The organism is Nostoc linckia z4, from assembly GCF_002608075.1.
GTDB classification, from domain to species: Bacteria; Cyanobacteriota; Cyanobacteriia; order Cyanobacteriales; family Nostocaceae; genus Nostoc; species Nostoc linckia.
The window spans coordinates 1-6,692 of sequence record NZ_LAHA01000123.1; the positions used below are offsets into that span (position 1 = coordinate 1).

The 6,692-nt window shown below is 38.8% G+C and carries 5 protein-coding genes; 2 read left to right on the forward strand and 3 right to left on the reverse strand.

Annotated features, from left to right (window positions below):
* The first annotated feature begins 117 nt into the window (after positions 1-117).
* Complete coding sequence (locus VF06_RS38555; protein ID WP_099072865.1) at positions 118-1,299, forward strand: n-acyl-d-glucosamine 2-epimerase; 1,182 nt, start codon at positions 118-120, stop codon at positions 1,297-1,299.
* A 159-nt stretch (positions 1,300-1,458) separates the two neighbouring features.
* Here the strand turns inward: VF06_RS38555 and VF06_RS38560 are convergent, their stop codons facing one another.
* The 3 genes from VF06_RS38560 to VF06_RS38570 form a co-directional block, all read right to left on the reverse strand.
* On the reverse strand, positions 1,459-2,787 hold the full coding sequence (locus VF06_RS38560) for an ATP-binding protein (protein ID WP_099072862.1): 1,329 nt from the start codon (positions 2,785-2,787) through the stop codon (positions 1,459-1,461).
* A 462-nt stretch (positions 2,788-3,249) separates the two neighbouring features.
* Positions 3,250-4,584, reverse strand: a complete 1,335-nt coding sequence (locus VF06_RS38565) for a tellurite resistance TerB C-terminal domain-containing protein (protein ID WP_244918255.1) — start codon at positions 4,582-4,584, stop codon at positions 3,250-3,252.
* A gap of 280 nt (positions 4,585-4,864) precedes the next feature.
* Entirely contained in the window at positions 4,865-6,253 is a 1,389-nt protein-coding gene (locus VF06_RS38570; protein ID WP_099072863.1) for an ATP-binding protein, read from the reverse strand.
* Positions 6,254-6,340: 87 nt separating this feature from the next.
* Here VF06_RS38570 and VF06_RS38575 point away from each other — a divergent pair, with 87 nt between their 5' ends.
* Complete coding sequence (locus tag VF06_RS38575; RefSeq protein ID WP_099072864.1) at positions 6,341-6,661, forward strand: TMEM14 family protein; 321 nt, start codon at positions 6,341-6,343, stop codon at positions 6,659-6,661.
* Positions 6,662-6,692: the final 31 nt, after the last annotated feature.

Here is a 6,692-nt window from a genome sequence, read left to right on the forward strand (position 1 = left end):
CCCCATCTCCCCATCTCCCCATCTCCCCATCCCCCCATCCCCTCTTTGCCTCTTTTTAACTAGTAACTTAGGATTGTTCTTAAGCAATTGGTGTTGGCAGAAAAAGTGGAGAAAGATATGGAGTACAATTTTCAAGCATTGGCTGAAGTTTACAAAAACGCGCTTCTGAATGATGTACTGCCATTTTGGGAAAAATATTCCCTTGATTTGGAGCAAGGCGGCTATTTTACTTGCCTCGATCGCCAGGGTAAGGTTTATGATACAGACAAATTTATCTGGTTGCAAAATCGCCAAGTGTGGGCTTTTTCCATGCTTTATAACCAGTTGGAAAAACGGGAAAATTGGCTGAAAATCGCTAATAATGGCGCTAATTTTCTCACCAAACACGGTAGAGATAGTGATGGTAATTGGTACTTTGCTCTGACTCGTGAAGGCAAACCACTGGTTGAGCCTTACAATATTTTTTCTGATTGCTTTGCGGCGATGGCTTTTAGCCAATATGCACTCGCATCCGGTGAAGACTGGGCTACAGATGTGGCGAAGCAAGCTTACAATAACGTTTTACGCCGCAAAGATAACCCCAAGGGCAAATATAACAAAACCTATCCAGGTACACGCCCGATGAAATCATTGGCTGTACCGATGATTTTAGCTAACCTCACTTTAGAAATGGAATGGTTGTTGCCCAACGAAACTTTAGAAAATGTCCTCGCTGAAACAGTCCGCGAAGTGATGACGGATTTTCTCGACTCAGAACGGGGACTAATGTATGAAAATGTCGCCCCTAATGGTTCCCACATAGATTGTTTTGAAGGACGGTTGATTAACCCAGGTCACGGTATTGAAGCGATGTGGTTCATCATGGACATCGCCCGTCGGAAAAACGATACTAAAACTATTAACCAAGCCGTTGATGTGGTGCTAAATATCCTGAATTTTGCTTGGGATAGCGAGTATGGCGGCTTATATTACTTTATGGATGCACTCGGTCATCCTCCACAACAACTGGAATGGGATCAAAAGTTGTGGTGGGTTCACCTAGAATCTTTGGTTGCATTAGCGATGGGTTATCGCTTAACGAAGCGTGAAGCCTGTTGGGAATGGTATCAAAAGATGCATGATTATGCCTGGTCACACTTTGCCGATTCCGAGTTTGGCGAGTGGTTTGGCTATCTTAATCGGCGGGGAGAAGTATTGTTGAACCTCAAAGGCGGGAAATGGAAAGGATGTTTTCACGTACCACGTGCGTTGTATCTTTGCTGGCGGGAGTTTGAAGCATTGCGATGCCTGCGGCAGTAAACAACGCACTCCGTCTTGGGAATTTCGATTTCCTAATCTGGTGAGGTACAAATCTCTGCGTACCTCTGCGCTTTACTTTGTGTCCCTCTGCGTTTCAAAATATGATCTTTACCTCATTTAACTAGGAATCGCTACATTTTTTTTTCTACTGTTAATTACTCACAAACTAAATTCGGCCGCATTATCTTCATCCACATCTGCATCTTTACCCACAACAGTTGGTTTAAATTTTGGGTCGTGAATTAATTGTTTAAATGAAATTCCTGGATTTTGGAAAAGAATATTCAGCACACTCATAAAATCCCGCACAATTTCACCTGGCGTTAATAATGCTTCTGCACCCAAGCGATTAACAATTTCTTGAACAAACTCTTTTAACTCACGATTTGTCAAAGTTTGTTGATAGCCGAAATTGAGCGCATGAATTTCCGCTAAACGTTGTAAAAGCGTCAAAATTTCTGCTTCACTTAACGGGTTTAGCCGAATCACTGGCCCTAAAACTTCTTGCACATTAGCTTGTGCGACAAAGCGACTTTCCTTTGTGCGTCTTCGCCAAGCTTGGTCTGCAAAAAGTCCTCTATTTGGATCTTCTAAAAATTTGGTTGTTCCACCAATCAAAATACCAAGATGTTCTGCTTTACATTGCATGGTATCGTTAAACATTGCTAAAAGTCGATTATAATTCTTTTCCCGCGTGACTGTGGTAGAAATTTGATATAAATGTACAGCTTCATCAACTAGAATTAATAATCCTTTATAACCAATCTCGGCTACAAATTTAGCAAACAATTTGATGTAGTCATACCAACTATCATCATCGATAATCACCCGGACTCCTAAAGCTGCTTTTGCCTCAATTTTAGTGGTAAATTCTCCGCGCAACCAGCGCATTGCAGCATTTTTTAAATTATCATCATCCAATCGATAGCCGCGCCAATAAGCGATAATCACATTACCAAAATCAAAGCCGTGAACCAAATCTTCAATATATTGAACTACTTCCCTAATTTTTGATTCAACTTGGTCATCAAAACCATCGTCATTGGGACGCAGTTCAGTTTCTTTAACCACTTCTTGTTGAATTTTATTAATCCATCCTTCCAAAATTGAAACTAAAGCGCCACCATCAGGACGAGTTTTTGTAGCTAGATGGCTCATTAATTCTCGATAGGTTGCTAAACCTTCGTTGTTACTTCCTGCTAACCGACGTTCGGGTGATAAATCTGCATCAGCTACGACGAAACCTTGCTCCATTGCTCGGTTACGAATTAGTTGCAGTAAAAAGCTTTTCCCAGAACCGTAATTACCAATTATAAATCGAAATGCGGCTACACCTTCTGCAATATCATCTAGATTTTTTAATAGGCTTTGAAGTTCTTTTTCTCGACCTACTGCTATGTGTTCAACTCCCACTCTTGGTACTACTCCCGCACCAAGGGAATTAATCAAAGCAGTGGATATTTTTTTCGAGATTTTGAGCTTTGCCATGTATTACACTTCACTTTATTCTCAACGCAGAAGCACGCAGCAATAAGATAAGGTATATTTTCACCTTATTAATAATTTTACAACGTCAGAAGTCAGGAGTCAGAATTCAGAATTCAGGAGTCAGAAGTCAGGAGTCAGGAGTCAGGAGTCAGGAGTCAGAATTCAGGAGTCAGGAGTCAGAAGTCAGAAGGCTTTAGTACTCAAGCTTAATAAATTTAAATAATCAATCGTGCTATGAGTTATTAAGTTGTTGTCAGATTCAGAATCCAGTATTTTTGGAAAATCAAGGTTGTTATAGCTTCTGAATTTTATTCAATTTATTAAACTTGGTCTGTAAGCCTTCTGAATTCTGAATTCTGGATTCTGGATTCTGAATTCTTACAAAGGTTGTTATAGCTTCTGAATTTTATTCAATTTATTAAACTTGGTCTGTAAGCCTTCTGAATTCTGGATTCTGAATTCTTACATTTGAGCATGTCTAGTCATTAGTTCGTCATATATGGCAATCATTTTTTTGACACGGGCTTTATGTTCCTGATAAACTGCTGGAACTTCTGATTCTGGATCGATTATTAATTCACCAATAGTATCATTTGCTCGTTCGTTGATGGAATCTATTAGTAAATTCGGCATGGTAATATTTGCTTCAGCAATTTTTTTAAGAGTAGCTTGGATATTATCTCCTTCAACTATAGCTTTTAATACTTGTAATTCATATCCTGGTAAGTTTTCCAAAAAACTAGTCCATTCTTCTGGTATGTCTTCTGAGGTATTAATTTCTAGAGAATCTGTGGTTGCAGGAGATTGAATTATTTCAGTAAAAGGAAACAATTCTATATCATCTTCTTTGGTGTCTTCAGCAAAAGGTTCTGGGTTGAAGGTTTCAGCTTGTTGCAGTAATTCCCAAACTTGGTTTTGCAACAAGTCTCGTTCTTCTTGTAATAATGAAATTTGCCCTTTTAATTGTTCTAACTCTTCTTTTTGCTTTGAGATTTGAGTTTGTGACGAATTCAAAATAGCTTGGATATTTTTTCTTTCGCTTGTTTTTGCTACCAGTAATTCGTTTTCTTTATTGACTTTTATTTCTAGTTCTTGACTTTCTATTCGCAATTCGTATAATTTTTCTTCTAATTGGGGCTTGAGTCTGCCTAAAAGCGTTAAGTTACTTTCAATTTCTTCTTTTTGTTGTTGAAGTTCGGAAATTTGGTTTTGCAGTTGAGTAATTTCCGCACGAGATACATGACAATTAGACTCTAAACGACGCTTTTCTCCTGTGAGGTTAGTAAAAGCATCGGTCAATTCTGTATGATTTTTTTGTAAGTTACTCAGTTCAATCTGGAGATTATTGATTTCAGTTTCTAACTGCTTTTTTTGACCAGCTAATGTTCTCACATCTCGATTCAGGCTATCTCTTTGGCTGCGGTTTTCAATTACTTGATTTTGGAGTTGTTGTGAATCTGTATATAATAATCTATGATGTTCTTCAATTTGATTGATTTCTTTAACAATACGGGCTTTTAATCCCTCCATTTCTTTAATTCGCTTGCGGAGAGAACCCAAGAGAAACATTTCATAATTTCTGCGTCGTTTATCTACGAATAATGCTGCTCCATAGATAATAAACGCAGTAATTATACCTGTGAGAAAGGCTTTATTAAAATCCCAGTTGGGAACAAGGCTAAGTCCAAAACTCACACTAAAGGCAACTATGCCTAAAATAAATCGATTACTGATGGTTACTGATTGCATATTGCTGGTTGTTAGCGTAGTTGAGCGATCGGAATAACCAGTTTTCATAAGAATTTGTAATTTGTAATTTAAATATATATAGCAGTCCGATTTGATTTGTGAACTTTATGTATGTGGGTAGGGAATAGGGAATAGGGAATAGGGTTATAGAAGGTTAAAGGGGAAAGGGAAAATACCAAACATGCACCCCCTTTTCCCCTTCCCCTTTTCCCGATTTCTGCAAGAAGTCTATTGTTTTTGGTATCATAATTATTTTACAAGTTATAACCATAGTTATTCATCTATAACATTGTGATTTAGGAAACAAAAAAGTCTCATTACTCAAGAATTAATTAGCATTTTCAGCGATAGATGTATTTTCATTTGCTCCATGAAATAATTTTAAATCTGCTTTTAAAAAATCAATGAACTGGCGTGCTGTGCGTCCGGAACGACCATTGTGGCGAGTCGCCCACTGTAGTGCTTGATATTCTAAATCTTCTTGGGTAATATTAATTTCAGCTTGTGCTGCTAGATGACGAACAATGTTTAAATAAGTTTTCTGGTTAGCTGGCTCAAAGGTTAAGGTTAAACCAAAGCGATCGCTAAAGGAAAGTTTCTCTTGCATCGTATCCCAGGCATGGATTTCATCGTTATCTTTAGGCGCTGGTCTATCCACAAAAAACTCCCGAATCAAGTGACGACGATTAGAAGTAGCATATACAACCACATTTTGCGGTCTGGCGGTTAAATTGCCTTCTAAAACTACCTTCAGTGCTTTAAAAGCATCATCATCTTCTTCAAATGAAAGGTCATCTACAAAAACGATAAATTTTTGTGGCACTTCCCGTAAATGTTCCACAATTTCTGGTAAATCTTTTAAATCAGATTTGGCGACTTCCAATAAACAAAGAGGATGTTGGGCTTTGCCCTTGCCGGAGGCATCGCTATATTCATGCAATAAAGATTTCACCAAGGAAGATTTTCCCGAACCACGGCTACCGTAAAGTAATACATGCAGTGCTAACTCTCCTGATAATAAAAACTCGGTATTTTTCAGCAAAGCATCTCTTTGAGACTCATAACCCACAAGGGCGCTAAGCTTAATTGGGTCTGGATATGGGATACCAATAAACTCTCCAGCTTGCCAGCGAAAAGCACGGTATTGAGCAAATAAACCAGAACCATATTGCCGATAATAAGCTGCTAACTCTTCTACAGCATCACCCCAATTATCTAATTCTTGTAGATATGCAGCAAATTTGGTCTCTCTTCCCAACTTTTTTGGTTCCTCGTACCACACCACCGGCGAAATTGGTAGATGAGCAACATTTTGCACCCACTCACTCAAATAAGCGCTGCTACATTCATAAAGACTTTGTAAGACTTGTAAATCATGCCCAACTGCTGCTAACAAAGCTGGGGATAAGTCTTCAAATTTCTGTTGTTGAGCCAGTTTTGTAAAAGGGTTATCACAAAAAAGAATCTGATTGATTATATAATCTTCCCAATTTTGATTGCTTGCAGCCAAAGCATGGAAATAATAGCCGTAGGCTTGCAGACAACCGCGTGCATCCGCATCAGTGTAACGTATAGCTTGCAACAGTTCAAGAAATGCTATCCCTACTTCACCTTGGAGAACAGATTGGTAAAGTAAAAGTGACGCCGCTTGGCGCTGGAGATATTGAATTTTTGTATTGGAGGAACTACTGGCCATTGGCATTGCTTGATTATTCATCAATCAACTGGGTGATATAGCTAAACAGCTATGGTAAATTGTCTGCTGACCCTGGCAGCAAAAACAAAATCTACATAGGTTTTAACAATGAATTTAAGTATAATCGCTGCTTTTGCTTACGGCATATTGGCGATCGCTGGTGGCATTATTGGCTATATTCAAGCTAGAAGCAAGGTTTCACTTGTGAGTGGTAGCATTAGCGGTTTATTACTAATTATTGCCGCTTACCTCCAACTCCAAGGACAAGCCCAGGGTTTAATTTTAGCCGTCTTGGTGACTGCTGTTTTAGTAGTGTTCTTTGCATTTAGACTCGCTAAAACACGCAAATTTATGCCTGCGGGATTGATGACTATTTTAGGTATGCTAGCGCTGGCGGTGATGATGAATGAAATTGTCACCATTAGGTAGGGTTATGGAGATGGGGGGATGGGGGGATGGG